This window comes from Streptococcus sp. F0442, assembly GCF_000314795.2.
Taxonomy (GTDB): domain Bacteria; phylum Bacillota; class Bacilli; order Lactobacillales; family Streptococcaceae; genus Streptococcus.
Window position 1 is genome coordinate 407,095 of record NZ_KB373314.1, and the last position, 18,843, is coordinate 425,937.

The following is an 18,843-nucleotide window of genomic DNA, read 5'->3' on the forward strand; positions in this document are numbered from 1 at the left end:
TTCTTGTGGAGCTGCTACAAATTCTGGAGCCTCTGGAGCTGCAACTGGTTCTTCCACAGGTGCAGTTGGTGCTGCGACAAACTCTGGGGCTTGTGATGCTTCTGGAACCACTACTTCTTCTTGAAACTCTCCAGCAGCAAGTGCTTGAGCAATTTCTTCTGCACTAGCAGAACGACCATTTACGGCTTCAAAATAATCCAGCCAATCTTGTTTTGACATATTTAATCTCCTTAACTATTGTTCATACTAGGGTATTATACAAAATTTCTGAACCATTTTCAATGAAAGACTGGAAAATCCCTGTAATATCTTTTGAAAAACATACAAATTCTATACATTTCTAGAAATAAGTAAAGAAAAACGCCTCTTTTCAGAGGTCGTAGAATGTAGACAAACTATTTTAAAGTAAAATAAGTTAAGCTATTCTTCAAAGAAATAAAAATGAGTTCCAATTTTAAAATCGATTCAAAAAAATACCAAAACTTTCCGCTGTGAGTAAAGTGCCTGAAACAATAACGTTTCAGGCACTCGGAATTATTGAGACCTTAGGCTCAATAATTAGTCTTGGAACTTCGAAGAAGTTCGCAGACGTCCGTACTCACCTAAGGAAAGTTTTTAATTTGATTTTATCTTCAATCTGAGACCTCTTTTCAGAGGTCTTTTTTTAGGATTCAAATGCATCCATGCCACCTTGGACGTTGGTCACATCATAGCCTTGCTCTTCCAAAAATTGGCAAGCGCGTGCTGAGCGTCGACCAGACTTGCAGATGACATAATAGGACTGATCCTTCTCTAATTCCTGGTAGCGATCTGCTAACTCCGATAGGGGAAGAAGACGAACTCCATCTAAATGAAGCACATCATACTCTTCCTGCTCGCGTACATCAAGAACGTGTAAGTCTCCTTTTTGATAAGCTTGGTAAAAGCTTGAAAATAGAATTTCTTTCATGATTTCTCCTATATGGTCTGTTATGGAAGGGTTAGAATTTCATAGTTAAAGCTAATTGACTCTAAAAATCGGAACAAGTCTTGGGTCTTAATAAAGATGGTTTTTTCATTGGTATTGGGATGGAAGGTCATGATCTCCTCTGACACAATGTCTTTATCGAAATAGACTCGAATATCTTTTTCTTCATTGTTTAATAAACCAAATGGAGAAACCGTTCCTGGCGGTAATTGCATTTTTTCTGCTAGGGATTCGGCTGAAGCCATACGGATCCGGTTGGCTTCCACTTGCTCTTTGAAATCATCCATATCCAATGGTTTCTTGTCGTCCATGATAAGCAGATAGAATTGGGTTTTCTTCTTGTTGGTCAAAAACATGGACTTGGTCCGCACACCTTCTAAGCCTTCAATGTAAGAATCGGCCTGCTTAGTCGTGAATGCAGGTGGGTGTTCCACTACATCAAATTTGATCCCAAGTTCTTCTAATTTGTCCTTAACTTGTTGGTATGCCTCCATCTCCGATCTCCTTTATTTTTGAATGATCTGTTGAACCAACGTTTGCAATTCTGGCACCACCTCTGCCTCAAACCAAGGATTCTTAGCCATCCAAATTTGATTGCGAGGGGAAGGATGAACTAGTGGAAAATAGGTTGGCAAATAGTTCTTAAAATGCTGTACCCGTTCGGTTACCTTGCCACTAACTTTCTCATGAAGGTAGTAGGCTTGGGCATATTGTCCAATCAAGAGGGTCAACTCAATATCCGGACACTCCTTGAGGAGTTGAGGGTGCCACTTTTCCGCAAAGCCTTTGCGAGGGGGAAGGTCACCAGATTTTCCATGCCCTGGGAAATAAAAGTCCATGGGAATAACTGCAAACAAACCAGAATTGTAAAAGGTGTTTTCATCAACTCCTAACCATTCGCGCAGGCGGTCACCACTCTTATCCTTCCAGTAAATCCCAGCTTCCTCCGTCTTCATTCCTGGAGCTTGTCCAATAATATTGATGCGAGCAGTTTTTGGAGCTGCAAAGAGTGGCTCAATCCCTCTATCCGTATAAGCTTTATTTTGAGGGTCTGCCATAATAGCTTCTTTAATGGTTTCAATCCTTGACATACGAACTCCTTCTATGGAAAAACTCAGCCAGAAAACCTGGCCGAGCAGTGGATTATTTGATTAATTCGTAGATGGCTTCTGCGTAAATAGCTGCTGCACGATAGAGATCTTCAACATCTGCGAATTCATTAGCTTGGTGCATCGTATTGACATAATCTGGGAACATAGCTCCAAAGGCAACACCACGTTTCAAGAGGCGACCAAAGGTACCACCACCGATCACTTGTTCGTGTCCTTTGAGACCAGTTTGTTTTTCATAAACACGCAAGAGAGTGGATACCAATTCATCATCCATCGGAACATAGTGAGGTGTGTGACCATGGGCTGACAAGCTCACTGTAGCCACTCCTTCGATCTTTTCAAGGATGGCTTTGATGGTTTCAGGATCTGTTCCTTGAGGGTAACGGATATTGAGGGCAATGGTATTGTCTGCTTGGCTTTCATCAAAATGGAAGACCCCTGCATTCATGCTCAATGGTCCCATTTTGGCATCTGTATGGGCAATATCTAATTTTTCACCAGCAAAATCTTCGTGAAGAAGCGAAGCTGTCACATGAAGGTAAGCCTTAGCAGCGCCACCAAAATCAAATTGGTTCAATAAGAGAGCCAAATAGGTTGCACCATTGATCCCATCTTCAGGAGTTGATCCGTGAGCCGATTTCCCAATAATCGTAACGGTATAGGTTTCTTCATCCACGGTTGAGATTTCATACTGAAGCTGGTGTTCCTTGGCAAAGGCATCTAAGAGGCCAGCAAGATCTGGAAGTTGTCCAGAAACGACTGCCGTCGCAGACTCTGGCACCATGTTTTCACGAAGACCACCTGTAAAGCTATGAAGTTTAGCCTTCCCAGTGTTGTCATTTCCAAAATGAAGGTACTCCGTAATGTTTCCTTTTTCCCCATTGATGATTGGGAATTCCGCATCTGGAGAGAAGCCAAAATCTGGCTCTGGAAGACCGACATGCTTGAAATAGTAGTCCATGTCAGCCCAACCTGATTCTTCATCCGTTCCGACTACAAAACGCACGCGCTTAGAAACTGGAAGTCCTAAGTCTTTAATGATCTTCAAACCATAGTAGCAAGCCATTGTAGGCCCTTTATCATCAGATGAGCCACGCGCATAGAGCTTGCCATCGATAATTTCAGGTTTGTAAGGGTCTGTCTTCCAACCACTACCTGCAGGCACGACGTCCATATGGGCAAAGATCCCAAGCTCTTCTTCTCCTTCACCAAAGGTAAAGTGACCAGCATAATTGTCAACGTTCTTAGTTTCATAGCCATCACGCTTGGCAATTTCTAAGAATTTTTCAAGAGCTTTTACAGGACCAGGTCCAAATGGATGCTCTGCATCTGCCTTGTTGTCATCACGTTCAGAATTGATTTCCAAGAGGCTGTATAGGTCAGCCATCATCTCATCGCGACGTTTTTCTACTTCTGCTTTAAAATCAACTGTTGTCATGCATTCCTCCTCTATCTTCTATTTGCTGAATAGCTTAGCGTTTTTCAATGATTTCGTCAACTGGTAAGCGGTAGCTAGGTTCTACCTTCTCAGCAGCATAGCCGACCGTAATCAAGACTTCCGGACGGAAACGCTCTTCAATGTCCAATACTTCATTGATTTTTGATTTATCAAATCCCAAGATAATATTGGTTCCAATACCTTGGTCCGTCAAAGCAAGTACCAAGTTCATAGCCACAAGACCGGCATTCAAAGCCAAGTAATCACTTGTTTGTTGGGCATCATAGCGAGCAAATTCAGCAGGAAGATTTTGCATAAAGTATTGCAACTGCTCATCTGTGAAGTTCTTAACCCCACCGACACGCGCAATCTTGCGAGCCCGTTTTTGCAAATCGGTATCTGTAAAGAGGGCGATGGTCACAGGGGCTTCCATGACTTGATCGTAGTTTGCACCATAGGCTAATTTTGCCAATTCAGCATTTTTTTGACGAACGACCACAAATTTCCAAGGTTGGCTATTGTGAGCACTTGGAGCTAAGGTCGCAATTTCGATAGCTGTCCGTACATCCTTTGGATCGACCGGCTGGCCAGTAAAATGCTTGATTGCATGACGTTTTTTGTTGAGTTCTAGGAATTTCATAGTCAACTTCCTTTTCTAATTCTATTACCTCTATTTTAACACAAAATGAAAGAGCTTGCAGGGTTTTACAGCCCAAGATTGTGAAAAAAGAAGCGGACATTTTGAAGATCCACCTCTTTTTGGATAGGTTGAATACACAAGAGATCCACCTAGGATTCATTGGAAAGGTCAAAATAGGCAGCTACTACCTTGGCATAGTTGTATTTCTCATTTAAGCTAGCTAGCAACTCACTATTATGGCCTGGATAATTATCCTCTCGTCTCAATTCTTCGTAGAGTTCAATATAGGGAAGGTCCTTGTCCTTGGCATCTTGAAGCTCTGCTTCATAGTCATAGGCCACCTTGCGAAATTGCAGGTTGGTCACCCCATCTTCTTCAACATCAATCAGTGCATACTGGGCTCTGTGGTTTTGAATTGGTTCCCAGTCAAAATAAGGCATGCCAATAGTCCCTGGATTGAGAATCTGCTGGCCCTGACTACCATAACGAAGCAACTGCTTGTGGACATGCCCGTAGATGGCCATATCTGTCTGATCATCCAGCAATTGATCAAAGTTCTCCGTCGCATTAGCTGGACGCAAGTCCCCACCATAATTCTTTTCTGGCAAGTTGTGGCTTAGTGAAAAGCGAATGCCATTGACCTCCTTCTTCCCCACTAGTGGAAGCGAGCGAAGCCAATCGATCCGCTTAGGATCTAGTCCTTCCATGAGGTACTGAGTGAGACGAAGAAGCTGGATCTCCTGCGGATCCTCAAGTCCGTACTCGCCATCCAAGGTCTCTAGAACACAATCGTCCCAATTTCCTCGAACAGCCGCTGTAATCGGAATCGCATCCAGCAAGTCAAAAAGGTCCTCTCGTCCAGGTCCCGGTAGCAAAATGTCCCCTAAAAGCCAGTATTCCGTCGCGCCTAGAGCACGCGCATCCGCAATCACTGCCTCCAGGGCTGTCGTATCTCCGTGAATATCAGATAAAATGGCGATTCGATGGTTCATAACTACTCCTTTATGGATTGAAAAATCTGTGTATATTAAGTATAACAAAAACGAGTACAAAAAGTGAAAACCATCCATTTGAATTAGATGGTTTATCTTATTAGAGCTTATTATACGTTTTAGAGATGATAAATTTGTTTCGAATTATGAGTTAACTATTCCTCATCAGAAAACATCAGTTCATCTATCTTTTCTCTGTCCTCAGCAATTCCTTTATATGACTCAATTGTATTACTAAGGAATTCCATATTTACTTCGTGATTATTTTTATATAAATATATTTGAGCACCTAATGCTTTAAGGGTACCTAGGAGGTCCTTCATTTTTATTAATTCCTCTAAATTCAGATAATCACATTCTAATAAAACTTCTCCCTTTTGGATCTTATTTTTAATTTCACCAATTGGTAAACCAATAGAGTTTCTTATCAATTTACAGGCTTCAAAAATATTATCTGATATTTTAACTTTTGAATAGACTACTGACATCATTTCACCCTTTTAAAAATCTTGCATTATATTAATTCGTTTATCTGGTAAACTTGTTATCCAGTTTCTGCCATGCTATCCACGAAAATGATGATTAAATATAATAGGATATTGTTTATTCTAAAAATAATAAATCTGCTTCATTTTATGAATTTCAATCTTCTTCATAGAACATATAAGAGTCATCTTGCTCAATTTGATTTTTTGTATCTTCCTGTGATTCTATTACATTACTTAAAAACTGCATAGATACAATTTCATTATCAAAAAATAATTGAACCTTCCCACCCAATTCAATTATTTCTTCTAGTGTTTTTCTAAAAAACTTTAATCGATCTAAATTCAAATATTCTGTTTCAACTACAGATGTATTATTGGCTATTTTTTCTTTAATTATTCCAATTGGTTCATGGCTAAAATCTCGTATAATTTTCACGATTTTTATCTCATTACAATTCGATTTTACTTTAGCGATAAATTTATGCACAATTTCTCCTTTTATGAATTAGTTTATGAAATTCTAGTCCTCATCAGAAAACATAAGTTCATCTATTTCTTCTGTGTCTTCTGCGATTCCTTCATAACTGGCAATCATATTATTCAATACTTCTAAAGTTATTTCACCCGTAACATCCTTCACGATCACTTTAGTTCCTAAATTATTTAACCTGTTTATGACTTCTCTAATTTTCTTTAATTCATCTAGTTTCAAATCATTGACTGACATAACTGGTTCGTTTTTTTCTATTCTATATTTTATTTCACTTAAAGAAAATGGAGTAAACTCTCTTAACATCTTATATGTCATTGTTTGATTTGTAATGTGATTAATGATTAGATCTACTGTACTCATTACTAGTTCCTTTTATTGAAAATTATCCACCATATTAATTTTTTTCCCAGTCTCCACCTTGCCATCCCAAAAAATTCTGCATTATAATTAGGTTCTAGAATGAACTAGATATCCCCTTCGTCATCCTCTTCATCCTCTTCATCCTCTACAACCTCAACATTCAAGTGACCATCATCTAGGTATTCTTCTAGAGTGATCTCACCACTTTGAAGCAAGAATTTTTTATTGAGGTTTGTTAACATTTTATCGGCATCATCCAGTAAGACTTCCAGTCGTCTAAGTCCCCAAACAATCTCAAGAATCCCATTCGTATAAGACTTATTTTCTGAAGATTCAATAGAATACATTTGACTTTCTAAAAGCTCAAGACCAGTTTTTAATTGGTCAACACTTGAATCCCAATCTGATTGAATATCGTCGATAAAATCATCTAAATCTTCCTGATTAAGGAATTCTCCATTAAATTTATTATTTAATGACGAACAAACCTGATACAATTTCTCCAATACTTCTTTCATATTCATTTGTTCCTTCTCAATAAACTCTTCCTTTTCACATCATTAAATCTCATCCGAGTCAGTCACTTTACATAGTATATCAAATCTATAGAAAAAAATGTGATAACACCCTGGTTATCACATCTTAAACATTAAGATTACAGTTTAACAATGACTTGCTCACGGCCTGCGAATTCATCAATTTCTTCTTGCCACAATGCTTTTAATTCATCATCAACTACAATAGGACTTCCAATTTCTTCCATTTCTTTAATACGTTCATCAATTGATGGAATATAAACTACAGGACTTTTTATTTTCTTTAGAAAGTCAATAAAATCAATATTAAAAGAAAAATATTTTTGTTTTTCATGGTCATAAAAAGCTATTTTATTATAATTTGTAGCATCGATACCAATTAAAATACTATTACCAAAACTATCCTTAGCAATTGGTAAATAATGGTTGTCGATAAAATCTTCTAATAAACCTTTTTCCATTAAGTATTTAAAATTACAATAATACTTAGCTGAAGAAAAACCGTAAAACGAATGGATGTCTGAACCTTTTTTTTCAATTTTAAAGGTAGCATCAATTGTATCTCCTCCGTTATACTTTAATAAAAACTCTTTATATTTTTCAGGTAACGAAATAGAATAATGTTTCTCTAATTTTTCTACTTCATTTAATACCCCATCTGTTTTAAATGGAAAAATCCTTAACATAGCATTTCCTTTATAGTTGAAAAATCTGTGTTCATTAAGTATAACAAAATCTTACAGAAATAAAAAATGTGATAACACTCGGATATCACATTTTAAACATTAAGGCTACAGTTTAACAATGACTTGCTCACGTCCTGCATACTTATCAATTTCTTCTTGCCAGATTGCCTTTAATTCGTCGTCAACAATAACTGGACTATTTACCTCTTTCATTTTTTGAATTCTTTCATCAATGGATTTAATCTTACAAACTTTACTTTTGATACTTCCCAAAAATTCTTTAAATGAAACAAGAAAAGGGATAATTTTTTGCTTCTCATGATCAAAAAATGCTATTTGATTATAATTTTGTTTCGCAATTCCCAGAAGAATATAATTGCCGAAACTATCTTCTGCAATTGGTAAATAATCAACTTCAATATAATCTGATAGAAAATCATGATCCATTAAATACTGGAAGTTATATTCATACTCAGCATTTTCAAAGCCATAGAAAGCTCGAATATCTGAACTTTCTTTCTTTATTTTAAAGCTTGTCTGCAACGTAATTCCACCGTTGTATTTTAACAAAAAATTTCTATATTCTTCAGGTAATATTAACTTATATTTTCTTTCGAATTGAACTAATGCATCGGAAACACCTATTTGATCAAATGGAAAAATTCTTAACATAACATTTCCTTTATAGTTAAAAAATCTTTATGCATTAAGTATACCAAAAACGAGTACAAAAAGTGAAAACCATCCATTTGAATTGGATGGTTTCTCTTACATTTAATGAATAGACTTACGAAATCGGAAAAATTTCTTCATCGCAATCGTTTAAAATTGAATGGATTTCTCCATCATTAACAATAACTAGATAATCAGTTGGTAAGACCAACACTTTTATAAGTTTTGGATTCCATTTCAATAGTTCGAAAGCGTGAATGCCAACAAAGTCTTCATTATCTTGCCTTTGGTAGCCCATAAACCAGCCTGAATCTCTCTGGATTTGAGTATTTTGTCGTTGCAGATAGGCATGCTCATCCTCGAAGACACCTCTGGCAATTAGAATTTTATCGTCAAATCGAATTTCTGAGGGATTTATCTGCAATTCTTTAGCAAGACTAGCCTGTTCGGACTGAATCCAAAGTGCTACCGTTAAATCCTCTGTAAAATCTTTAAAAGGGTTGGCTTCATAATCAATGGAGACAAGTCTAAACTGCTGTTTTTCTACTTCTATCAGCTTATAGATACTAAACCCAACCTGAAACAAGAGCTCATTTTGAAGGTCACATTTAGATGCCAGTATAGTTGTGATTTTTAACCACTCTTGGAAAAGACCCTCAGAGAATTTCCCATAAAAAATATAACCGTTACTTTCAATTTTTGTATCAAGAAGTTCCATTTATTTTTCCCCTAAAAATAAAATCCTTTAATGCAAGTCTTTTACCGGTTCCGCCACTTCCATCAAGGGACTTGCTTCTTCCTGCTTTCCTTGATGAAGCTTTTCTTGCACTGCCTCCGCCACTGCTCCTGGGATACCGACCGTGACGATCTCATCCACAGTAGCTTCTTTGATTTTGGTCAGTGACTTGAAGTGCTTCATCAGTAACTGCTTGCGTTTTGGTCCCAAGCCTTCGATGCCATCCAGCTGAGAGGAGAAGGAATTCTTGGAACGAAGCTGGCGGTGGAAGGTGATGGCGAAACGGTGGACTTCATCTTGGATCCGTTGCAGGAGGAAAAATTCCTGCGAGGTGCGAGAGAGTCCGATGACTTGGAGAGGATCCCCGAAGAGCAATTCATGGGTCTGGTGCTTGTCATTCTTTTGAAGACCTGCGATGGGAATGTCCAGTCCCAACTCTTCTTGGATGACTTGCTTAGCGATATTAACTTGCCCCTGTCCCCCATCGATGACGATCAGATCTGGTGGCGTCAGGCCATCCCGCATGACACGGCTGTAGCGTCTGCGAATGACTTCCCGCATGCTGGCATAGTCATCTGGCCCGACGACGGTTTTGATCTTGTACTTGCGATAGTCCTTTTTACTTGGCTTCCCATTGACAAAGACTACCATGGCTGAAACCGGACTGGTCCCCATGATGTTGGAGTTATCAAAGGACTCAATGCGTACAGGAGTTGGAATTTGCAGGAGTTTTCCAAGATTTTCAATGGCACCTTGGGTCTTCTCCATGGATTTTTCAAGGAGATTGAACTTCTGCTCCAGACTGACCCGCGCATTCTTGATGGCCAGATTGACCAACTGCTTCTTCTCCCCACGCTGGGGCTTGAGGACCTTGGTATCTACAAGGGCCTTGACCGCTTCCTCATCGATATCCTGAGGGATCAGGATTTCATTGGGGATCAGGTGAGATTTCTCCTGGTAAAACTGCCCCACATAGGTCAAGAAATCCTCGTCCGGATCATTGTAGTAAGGGAAGAGATTGACGTCACGCTCGATCAGCTTGCCCTGACGGACAAAGAAGACCTGCACACACATCCAGCCCTTGTCCACGTAGTAGCCAAAAACATCCCGGTTCTGCAAATCCTTGGCCATGACTCGCTGTTTGGTCCGCAAGGTCCCAATAGCCTGGATCAGATCGCGGTACTCGGCTGCCCGCTCGAATTCCATGTTTTGCGCAGCGGTATTCATCTTGAGCTTGAGATCATCGATAATCTTATCATCCTGCCCCTTGAGGAAATCAGAAACCTCCTGGGCCATGCCCTTGAAATAGGCCTCGTCCTTGTGGCAGACTGTGTGAGCCATGCATTGCCCTAAATGGTAGTAAAAACAGACCTTGGAAGGAGGATTGGTACACTTGCGGAATGGGAAAATCCGGTCCAAAAGTCGCTTGATCTCATTGGCCGCTCCTACGTCTGGATAGGGACCGAAATAGAGACCACCATCCTTTTTGACCTGGCGCGTGATGATGAGGCGCGGATAGCGCTCATTGGTAATCTTGATGAAGGGATAGGACTTGTCGTCCTTGAGCATGATATTGTACTTGGGCTTGTTCTCCTTGATGAGGTTGATCTCAAGAAGCAAGGCCTCAATATTGGACTCGGTGACGATAAACTCAAAATCCACTATCTCAGATACTAGTGCTTCCGTCTTGGTATCGTGGCTCCCTCTAAAATAGGACCGCACCCGATTGCGAAGATTCTTGGCCTTCCCCACATAGATGATGGTTCCGTTCTTGTCTTTGTGAATGTAACAGCCCGGACTCGTCGGCAAAAGCTCGAGCTTGGATTTAATCAAGTTATTCATACTCTCTATTATAGCAAAAAGGGAGGTCTAGCACTTAGCCAACCTCTCTATAATCTACTAAATTAATTGATTTTTAACGAAATAAGATCTGAAAAATGACCGATTAAAATTGAACTTGTATTCTTCATTTTTCTTATAAAACCTTATTATATTGCGTTCACTTTAATATTGTCAAAATAAAGTAGAGGTGGATAACTAGCTCTACCTCTTACTATAAAAACTCAAAGCTATATTGAAACAATAGGCAATGATTATTGAGTAAAATATAAGCTTTAAAAAAAGGGGACATGTTAATTTATTGCTAAAATAAGCTATTGAGGTCAGGATTAGAAGAGAGAGACAAAATAATAATAGTTTAATTTTATAGCCACGCATTTATGCTTCTCCTTTCTAACCTAAACGAACTATTTTTGCTTTCATTGTAGCATAAAACGTAATGGAAAGCTCAAAAATATCATTACGATTTTTTTTCGTTCACTGCTCTATATCATCATTTTTAATGGCGGTATTATATCAAAGATAGCATCAATATTTATAACTTCATTAATCAGTTGGCAAGGGATAGATCATTACTTGATCTTGTTGGGTCATATCTTCTTCTCCTACAGTTGCTTGTTTTTTACTTCCTCAAACCATTTTTCAAATTCTAGACGTGGAATCAATTCCTCATCCTTGTCATAACGCCCTTCATAGCTATAGCGACTATCAAGACTGTTTTTCTGAGCATCATAAATCAACCACATTTCAGTTGGATGTTCGCGATTGTATTCTTGGCACACATCAAGTAATTTCTGTATATCTTCAAGGCCATATCGTAATACCGAAAACATCATATTATCAGAATCATCTACTTTAGTCTCTAAAACAGTGTTAACCTTGTGTAATTTGACATAAACTCCATTAATTTTATAAAAAACATCAAAAGAAAGTAATGCTTCTTCAGAGATACAATAAATGTATACTTTTTCTGCCTGATTTTGGACATATTCTAGTGCTAACGAAATCATACTAGCCTGAACATCCATAAATTTATCTTCAAATTGTGCCATTTGTAACTACTACAATTCCTGTACTTTCACTTCCTCAAACCATTTTTCAAACTCTAGACTTGGAAGCAACTCTTCATCCTTGTCATAACGCCCTTCATAGCTATAGCGACTGTCAAGGCTATTTTTCTTAGCATCATAAATTAACCACATTTCAGTTGGATGTTCACGATTGTATTCTTGGCAGACATCAATCATTTTTTGTATATCTTCAGCTCCATATCCCAATAGAGCGAATGCCATATTATCTGAATCATCTACTTTTTTTGCCACAACTTCATTAACTTTATCCATTTCAATTACAACACCATTAATCTTATAAAAAACTTTATATGATTGCAATGCTTCCTCCGAAATGCAATAAATATATATTTTTTCTGCCTGATTTTGAACATATTCCATTGCTAATGAAACCATGCTAGCCTGAACTTCCATAAATTTATCTTCAAATTGTGTCATATTCTTCTCCTACAGTTTCTCGCCTTTTACTTCCTCAAACCATTTTTCAAACTCTAGACTTGGAAGCAACTCTTCATCCTTGTCATAACGCCCTTCATAGCTATAGCGACTATCAAGGCTGTTTTTCTGAGCATCATAAACCAACCACATTTCAGTTGGATGCTCGCGATTGTATTCTTGGCAAACATCAAGCATTGATTTTACATCCTTGACACCTTCCTTCAACAAGGCTGTTTGTAAACTAATATCAACATGAGAGTCTTTAGGTAAATAATCATTTACTAAGTGTTTGTGTACAATATTTCCCTTAATCTCATAGAAGAGATTAAAACTATACAAACTGTCCGCTATCGCATAAATATAAATTCTATCTGCTTGATTTTGGACATATTCCAGCGCTAATGAAATCATGCTAACCTGAACTTCCATAAATTTATCTTCAAAACTCATTATTTCTCTCAACTACTTCTTTCACTTCGCTGTACCATTGTTCAAAAATATCATCTGCTGTTATTTTGTCTGAGTTGGAATAAAACAAATCATAGGAATACTGAGCCTTAGCTTTTTTATTCACATTATCATATACCAATTTCAGTTGAGTTGGGGCTTGTTTTTTATCCTCTTGAAATAATGTTATAAATCGCTCTAAGTCACTTATTCCAATGTCTAAATACTGAAACATTCTATCAGTCGTTAAATTCTCTATACCCAGCTCATCTAGCTTATTGATCGTATATAGCTTCTTATCCTTAGCAAAAAAGCTGTTAAAAGATAAGGAATGATTCTCACAGGAACCGTAAATATAGGCAGTATCTATTTTTCCTTCTGCTAGTTCAAGCGCTAGACTAATCATATCTTTTTGAATCTCTGATAATTTATCTTCAAAATTTTTCATAGCAACAATCCCATTCTCTCTAATTCTTTTAAAGCTTCTTCCTTTGATGGCAATTGATCACGCGCAAGGAAGTCTTTGACATCCTGTACGTGCTCATAAAAATTACTATTGATTTCTTTTAAATTCTCAATGAAAATCTCTATTAAAGAATCGTCGATATTTTCCAAAGGAGACGGTATCTCTTTCTTATTTGCAAATGAATAAGCTGCTTTTGCAGTGGTAGCTATCGCATAAGTCATATTATCCCAGGATGCTACATGCGACTCATTATCATCTAATTGCATAAAGATAAAAAGTCCACCAAAGTCCGTACTATCATCTAATAGAGCATAGAGCTCATCTCCATTTTTATCTCTCTTCTCCAAAAAACTCCAACACGCATCCAAGGCTATCCGAATATGAAAGTTATAGGGCGAGCTTAACTGATGTGCAATTGCTTCTGAAAAAGTAAGCATCAAATAGCTGTCAAACATATACTCTCCTTGTCTAGTACTATCTGGGCGAGTTAATTTTGGAACGTCCTATCGTCAATTTAAAACTGCTAAATCATTGTTTCAACTTGATTTCTTGAAGCAACTCACCAAAGTAATTGTCAATCAGGGGATCTTTCAACACCTGTTCAAGGTCTAATGCGGATAGTTGCTGCACTAATTGATTGTTTTCAGCTAGCAGTTGTCGGTAACTCGAAACATAAGCTTCTAGCGTTTCCACATCCACACTTTCAATTGTTTGGGGCAGGTACTTTTCTCCAGAATGCTGATACGAATGATAGCAAACCAAAACAAAATAATTGGCAATGCAGCTCCATACAAGAGGATTGGTCTCATTATCCAGCTCCATAAATGTCAAGATATCCTTTTCGTCCATATTCTCCAAACGACTATACAAAAGATCCGGACAAATCTTACTATCCTGGTCAAGCGATTGATTAGCAAGCTTCAAGGAATCCATAACGAAGTCCTTGTATTCTATATGACTGATTAAATCGACTAGATTAAAAGTCAATTCTTGAAAGAAGTATAATAAGCTATCATTACATTTCATTTGTTTTTCCTTTTATATCACTAGCTTGCAATAAATAAACTACGCCTCTTTATAGCTTACAGTTCCGACAAATCTTGTATTGTCCGTTACTTTTTTATTGCTACTACAATCATAATTGTAAAGCAAAATGATGGTGTTGCTTTGAGGAATAACCGCATTGATTCCTTCCCCTATTAAATTACGAAGAATAGTCTGTTCATAGGATGCACCTTTCAACATCTGTTCGAGGTTTGAGTGGTTCCTATCATAAAGCTGAGCTTCTAGCCAATCGTCATCAATATCATCCAAATCAATGCCATTCTCGATTAAGAATTGAGACGGAACTGCCTCTCCGTCCTCATCATAGTGTATCTGCAAATAATGGTCTAATTGAGATTGATCAGCAAAATTTCCAATCCAAATGGACACTGTATTTTCCGTTTCCATACATTTCCTTTTCTATCAAATAACATATCTTTCAGATTTATATTTTTCCACTAGCTCTGAGGGTTTAATTAGGCTCTTACATGTCCCAAATCGGAGAAGAACATGTATGCCCCGTCAGCTATCAAACAGTTTCTCTCCTTGTATTCTACTCTCTCTATTATAGCAAAAAAGAGGGATCTAAAACGATCCCTCTTTGATAATAATCGATCAAGCTTACCCCTTAAGATTGGCCATCTGGAAGATCGGAATCACATAAGGCAGAATGGACATCAAGATGGTGAATAAGACGAAGAACCAGAACCAGAAAGAAGCGAGTGAACGCTGCAAAACTCCTGGTTGAGGTTTATTAGCCTCAATATAGGCCTTGATAGCTGGCCATTTGGTCGCAAGAACCACAAGCATGACAATGGATCCAATAGCTAAGACGCCGATTTGGAGCCAACTTGCTAATCCTTCATCCACATGATAGGCCACATAGTGCAAGCCTTGGGAAATGACAAAGTTGTTGAATATGTGATAGAAAATCGCCCACCAGATATTGTATTCAAAAGTAATGTAGCCAAATCCTAGACCAATGATACTTGCAAAAAAGAGCTGGTCAAAATTGGCATGGAAGAGGCCGAATAAAATAGCCGTCATGACAATGGCAAAGATTTTTCCAAATCGCTCCAAGCCTCGCAAGCCAGCACCACGGAAGAAAAACTCTTCTGTGATCGGCCCCAAGAAACCAGCATACAAGAGCATGGTCCAAGACCGCTCAATGGTATCGCCAATATCTGGACTTGGTGAATAAAGGCCAATGGTCTCAAACATGCGCTCAATCACTTGCGTCATGACAGATGAGAAGACTTGGGAGAAGCCTAAAAAGGCGAGAAGGATAAAGAAGACAGAAGGTGTCATCTTGCGTCCCTTATGCTTGAGATCAAACTTAAAGAGGGCTTTTTTGCGATAGGCATTAAAGATAAAGAGGCCAATAAAAATGGAGATAAAATAGGGAACTCCTGCCCAAACATTCAGGCTAGTCATTCTCTCCGCTAGTTTACTTGGATCTTTTCTGAGCGAACCTGAAAGGATCAGGCCTAGGAGCACTTCCCACAGCACGGTCACCAAGGTCATCACCAAGAGATAAATGGCAAGCGTCCCAGAAAATTTTCCTAGATCCTTTTTGGGGTCTAATAATCGGTTGTATTGATTCATTTGGTTCTCCTAGAAAATAGATAAAAAGTCGCACACATACCTTCATATAGAACAAAGAAGATCAAAAAGGCATGCATAAAGTAGTCTTCTGGTAGAGCTAGAATAATCGAATCCACGCGCGGATCAAACAGCCAGGTATTGTCCCCAGCAAATAAGATCTGATGAAAGAGCGTAAAGAATTGATCAAAGCCAATGATGACAGCCATCACCGCAACCATTACCGGTAGGAGCATCATCCAAAAAAATAGACCACGGTACAGGGCAAGATAGCCTTTTTTGACAACTGTTCGTAGAAACTGGATAAAACCAGGTAGAGTGACCAAGAAAACGACCGTCACCAAATGAAACAGGTACTTGACGGCTTCGAAATGGTGCAAGCCATTTTTGGAAGAGGGGAATTGGGGCATCTTCAACACCCATTGAAAAGGATTGGTCAAGTAGTTCATCAAGACATTGAAATTCTTCATGATGACAGATGCCGAAAAACCAGTCCGACTTTGAATCCCCAACCAATGAATCTCCAGCGGATAGATGGCCCAGGCTAGAGCAATGGTGAGAAGAATCGCAGCTGATAGGATGAAGAAGATTTGGTTTATGGATCTCAAACTTCTAAGCATCAAAATCCCACTCCGCTAGGCTAGAAACGACATGTGTCGGTGCAATGGGTAAGGTTGGCACTTCTTCTGGTTTGGTAAAACCAGTCGTCACCAGAAGGGTCGGAATCCCATTGTCAATACCAGCACGAATATCTGTTAGATAATTATCCCCTACCATAACGACTTCTTCTCTTTCAAGACCTAGGTGTTCAATAGCCTTATCCATGATGATGGCCTTTGGTTTCCCAATGATCACTGGCTCCACCCGTGTTGCTGCTTCGACAAGAGCAATTAGAGATCCTGCACCCGGCAACAAGCCACGCTCTGTTGGAATATTGAGGTCAGGGTTGGTCCCGATAAAGTGGGCCCCTTTTTGAATCGCCAAGGTCGCAGTAGCGAATTTCTCATAATCCACTTGCCAATCGAGGCCAATCACGACATAATCAGGTGCTTCTTCATCTAAGATGAAACCAGCTTCTTCGATGGCTTCTTTGAGCCCCGCTTCTCCGATCACATAGACTTTTTTGCCCAAGTTTTGGTCCTTCATGTAGTCAATGGTCGCAAGGGTAGCTGTATAGATGGTCGACACAGGGGTTTCAATATTGAAGTTAGTCGCCAGCATATCCCGAACAGTCTCTGGTGTGCGGGTTGTATTGTTGGTCACAAAGAGATAGGGAATCTCACGCGCCTGCAGTTCATGAACAAAAGCTTCTCCTGCAGGAATTCGTGATTTTCCTTTGTAAATAGTGCCATCCAAATCAATCAAATAGCCCTTATAGTGCATTTATTCTTCCCTTTCTGTGTCAGCTTCTTCATGCAACTTCTCTGCATCGACTCGTCCCCCAGACCCATACAAGAGCAATGCTCCAGCATAGAGGACAAATTGTAACACCAAACCTGTAAAATTAATCCCTTGACTTCCCGATTGGGTGAACAAGAAGGATGCTACCATGAGGATCACAATGGTCAATAACAAGCCTATCACGGTTGCCTGATCCACACTGATTTGATAAACCGTGCGTTTAGTGCTCCGATTTTTCCCGTCAGACTTAGTTTCTGGTTGCAAATTCTCCACAAAATCCGTCACCAAGGTCGCAGCGAGGCTGACTGTTGTGCTAAAGAGCACGCCTTGAGACAAGCGGTGATAGAAATTGGACCAGAAGGATCCTGATTGGCTAGTAATTCCAATCGAGAAGATCATGACCGGTAAAAGAAAGGCCAAGGTGAAATGGATCCAGACCCGATACCAGCGTACATCTTCTCTTAAAAAGCGACTAAAACTATCTAAATTCAAGCGATAGCGGAAAAATTTATAAATTTCCTCTACCAGGATGATGCCCAAAGCACAAAGAGTCAAGAGCCAATCTCCCAACATGTACAAAGGGTTCTTTTGACGCTTGGCATAGGCCACAACCCGTTTTTGATAGCTTTCAAGTTCCTGTTTTTTATTTTTTAATCTTCTACTTTCCATAATTCCAACCCTTTTCTTCTACTTCTTCCCACTCAATTTCAGCTTGGGCATTGATCTGACCATCTGAAGTAATTTGATGCTGAGTTTTCAAGCCCTCTTGTTCATATTGAGAGGTGATGAGACCTCCTGCTAGCACTTCTTTGACATATTTCAGATGAACTTTTTTAGGGACATGATGGGTCAAGAAGTCTGCTCCCATCACCTCAAAAACCCAGTCCAAGTACTTACTGTTATTGACATGTCCGTTCATATCCAAGTCGTAAAAGCGAACCCGGTATTCTTGTTCGACGCCGCCTTCTAATTCTTTGAAACGGGGACCACGGAGCATGGTTTTTGAAAATTCAGAGTCAAAGGCATCCGTGATTTCGCTCATAACTGGATGGACCTTGCGCGTATCCCGATCCATCAAGACAAAGGTCGCGACCATCTCAATGATAGTATTGCCTTCCTCATCATTGATATTAAAGGCCCGGTAGCAGAAGAGTCGATTGTGACTCTTGGCATAGGTTTCGATGGTGATCTTTTCATCAAACACAGGGAGACGATCGATCTTCATATTGTAATCCGTGATAATCCAGACCAGATTATAGTTCTCTAAAATGTACATATCACTCATACCCAGCTCAATCGATTGCATGCCCGATACCTGTAAAGACAACAAGATCAATTGGGGAATCTTAATATAACCATTGACATCGCTCATATCAAACGGAATTTTCATGCTGTATTCAAATGTTTTTGCCATCT

26 protein-coding genes and 1 pseudogene are annotated in these 18,843 nt (G+C 39.0%); all 27 read right to left on the reverse strand.

Annotation, left to right across the window (positions count from 1 at the left end; genetic code table 11):
* Nucleotides 1-219: pseudogene (locus HMPREF9186_RS02115) on the reverse strand (DUF6574 domain-containing protein); the annotation flags it as partial.
* Nucleotides 220-664: 445 nt separating this feature from the next.
* A complete protein-coding gene (locus HMPREF9186_RS02120) occupies nt 665-949 on the reverse strand; it encodes a rhodanese-like domain-containing protein (protein WP_009731176.1) in 285 nt (94 codons plus the stop codon).
* Nucleotides 950-969: 20 nt separating this feature from the next.
* Nucleotides 970-1,461, reverse strand: coding sequence for a prolyl-tRNA synthetase associated domain-containing protein (locus HMPREF9186_RS02125; protein WP_009731177.1), 492 nt, complete (start codon nt 1,459-1,461; stop codon nt 970-972).
* A 12-nt stretch (nt 1,462-1,473) separates the two neighbouring features.
* A complete protein-coding gene (locus tag HMPREF9186_RS02130) occupies nt 1,474-2,058 on the reverse strand; it encodes a uracil-DNA glycosylase family protein (RefSeq protein ID WP_009731178.1) in 585 nt (194 codons plus the stop codon).
* Nucleotides 2,059-2,110: 52 nt separating this feature from the next.
* Nucleotides 2,111-3,517 (reverse strand): dipeptidase PepV, encoded by a 1,407-nt coding sequence (pepV, locus tag HMPREF9186_RS02135; RefSeq protein ID WP_009731179.1) that lies wholly within the window; start codon nt 3,515-3,517, stop codon nt 2,111-2,113.
* A 34-nt stretch (nt 3,518-3,551) separates the two neighbouring features.
* Complete coding sequence (locus HMPREF9186_RS02140; protein ID WP_009731180.1) at nt 3,552-4,157, reverse strand: nitroreductase family protein; 606 nt, start codon at nt 4,155-4,157, stop codon at nt 3,552-3,554.
* Nucleotides 4,158-4,306: 149 nt separating this feature from the next.
* The gene (locus HMPREF9186_RS02145) at nt 4,307-5,149 is read right to left on the reverse strand and encodes a metallophosphoesterase family protein (RefSeq protein WP_009731181.1); all 843 of its coding nucleotides are present in this window, start codon (nt 5,147-5,149) and stop codon (nt 4,307-4,309) included.
* Nucleotides 5,150-5,304: 155 nt separating this feature from the next.
* Nucleotides 5,305-5,640 (reverse strand): hypothetical protein, encoded by a 336-nt coding sequence (locus HMPREF9186_RS02150; RefSeq protein WP_009731182.1) that lies wholly within the window; start codon nt 5,638-5,640, stop codon nt 5,305-5,307.
* Nucleotides 5,641-5,791: 151 nt separating this feature from the next.
* Complete coding sequence (locus HMPREF9186_RS02155; protein ID WP_009731183.1) at nt 5,792-6,124, reverse strand: hypothetical protein; 333 nt, start codon at nt 6,122-6,124, stop codon at nt 5,792-5,794.
* Between the two features lie 33 nt (nt 6,125-6,157).
* Nucleotides 6,158-6,490: a hypothetical protein gene (locus HMPREF9186_RS02160; protein WP_009731184.1), complete on the reverse strand. Its 333-nt coding sequence runs from the start codon at nt 6,488-6,490 to the stop codon at nt 6,158-6,160.
* A gap of 104 nt (nt 6,491-6,594) precedes the next feature.
* A complete protein-coding gene (locus tag HMPREF9186_RS02165) occupies nt 6,595-7,014 on the reverse strand; it encodes a hypothetical protein (protein WP_232198423.1) in 420 nt (139 codons plus the stop codon).
* A gap of 131 nt (nt 7,015-7,145) precedes the next feature.
* The gene (locus tag HMPREF9186_RS02170; protein ID WP_009731186.1) at nt 7,146-7,712 is read right to left on the reverse strand and encodes an SMI1/KNR4 family protein; all 567 of its coding nucleotides are present in this window, start codon (nt 7,710-7,712) and stop codon (nt 7,146-7,148) included.
* Nucleotides 7,713-7,817: 105 nt separating this feature from the next.
* Nucleotides 7,818-8,384 carry an SMI1/KNR4 family protein gene (locus HMPREF9186_RS02175; RefSeq protein WP_009731187.1) on the reverse strand — a complete coding sequence of 189 codons (567 nt, stop codon included), beginning with the start codon at nt 8,382-8,384 and terminating at the stop codon, nt 7,818-7,820.
* A 115-nt stretch (nt 8,385-8,499) separates the two neighbouring features.
* A complete protein-coding gene (locus HMPREF9186_RS02180) occupies nt 8,500-9,102 on the reverse strand; it encodes an immunity protein Imm33 domain-containing protein (protein ID WP_009731188.1) in 603 nt (200 codons plus the stop codon).
* Between the two features lie 27 nt (nt 9,103-9,129).
* Complete coding sequence (gene uvrC / locus HMPREF9186_RS02185; protein ID WP_009731189.1) at nt 9,130-10,962, reverse strand: excinuclease ABC subunit UvrC; 1,833 nt, start codon at nt 10,960-10,962, stop codon at nt 9,130-9,132.
* 602 nt (nt 10,963-11,564) lie between these two features.
* Nucleotides 11,565-12,011, reverse strand: coding sequence for a hypothetical protein (locus tag HMPREF9186_RS02190; protein ID WP_009731191.1), 447 nt, complete (start codon nt 12,009-12,011; stop codon nt 11,565-11,567).
* A gap of 9 nt (nt 12,012-12,020) precedes the next feature.
* A complete protein-coding gene (locus HMPREF9186_RS02195; RefSeq protein WP_009731192.1) occupies nt 12,021-12,467 on the reverse strand; it encodes a hypothetical protein in 447 nt (148 codons plus the stop codon).
* A gap of 9 nt (nt 12,468-12,476) precedes the next feature.
* Entirely contained in the window at nt 12,477-12,917 is a 441-nt protein-coding gene (locus HMPREF9186_RS02200) for a hypothetical protein (protein ID WP_009731193.1), read from the reverse strand.
* A complete protein-coding gene (locus tag HMPREF9186_RS02205) occupies nt 12,907-13,362 on the reverse strand; it encodes a hypothetical protein (RefSeq protein WP_009731194.1) in 456 nt (151 codons plus the stop codon). The genes HMPREF9186_RS02200 and HMPREF9186_RS02205 overlap by 11 nt, the downstream gene beginning before the upstream one ends.
* Nucleotides 13,359-13,835: an Imm6 family immunity protein gene (locus HMPREF9186_RS02210; RefSeq protein ID WP_009731195.1), complete on the reverse strand. Its 477-nt coding sequence runs from the start codon at nt 13,833-13,835 to the stop codon at nt 13,359-13,361. The genes HMPREF9186_RS02205 and HMPREF9186_RS02210 overlap by 4 nt, the downstream gene beginning before the upstream one ends.
* Nucleotides 13,836-13,908: 73 nt before the next feature.
* Nucleotides 13,909-14,406 carry an Imm6 family immunity protein gene (locus tag HMPREF9186_RS02215; protein WP_009731196.1) on the reverse strand — a complete coding sequence of 166 codons (498 nt, stop codon included), beginning with the start codon at nt 14,404-14,406 and terminating at the stop codon, nt 13,909-13,911.
* 39 nt (nt 14,407-14,445) lie between these two features.
* Complete coding sequence (locus HMPREF9186_RS02220) at nt 14,446-14,832, reverse strand: immunity 22 family protein (protein ID WP_009731197.1); 387 nt, start codon at nt 14,830-14,832, stop codon at nt 14,446-14,448.
* A gap of 213 nt (nt 14,833-15,045) precedes the next feature.
* Nucleotides 15,046-16,029, reverse strand: coding sequence for a CPBP family intramembrane glutamic endopeptidase (locus HMPREF9186_RS02225; protein WP_009731198.1), 984 nt, complete (start codon nt 16,027-16,029; stop codon nt 15,046-15,048).
* A complete protein-coding gene (locus tag HMPREF9186_RS02230; RefSeq protein WP_009731199.1) occupies nt 16,026-16,646 on the reverse strand; it encodes a TIGR01906 family membrane protein in 621 nt (206 codons plus the stop codon). The genes HMPREF9186_RS02225 and HMPREF9186_RS02230 overlap by 4 nt, the downstream gene beginning before the upstream one ends.
* Nucleotides 16,639-17,409, reverse strand: coding sequence for a TIGR01457 family HAD-type hydrolase (locus tag HMPREF9186_RS02235; RefSeq protein WP_009731200.1), 771 nt, complete (start codon nt 17,407-17,409; stop codon nt 16,639-16,641). The genes HMPREF9186_RS02230 and HMPREF9186_RS02235 overlap by 8 nt, the downstream gene beginning before the upstream one ends.
* Entirely contained in the window at nt 17,410-18,096 is a 687-nt protein-coding gene (locus HMPREF9186_RS02240; protein WP_009731201.1) for a hypothetical protein, read from the reverse strand.
* The gene (locus HMPREF9186_RS02245) at nt 18,086-18,841 is read right to left on the reverse strand and encodes an acyl-ACP thioesterase domain-containing protein (RefSeq protein ID WP_009731202.1); all 756 of its coding nucleotides are present in this window, start codon (nt 18,839-18,841) and stop codon (nt 18,086-18,088) included. Before HMPREF9186_RS02245 ends, HMPREF9186_RS02240 begins: the two co-directional genes overlap by 11 nt.
* Nucleotides 18,842-18,843: the final 2 nt, after the last annotated feature.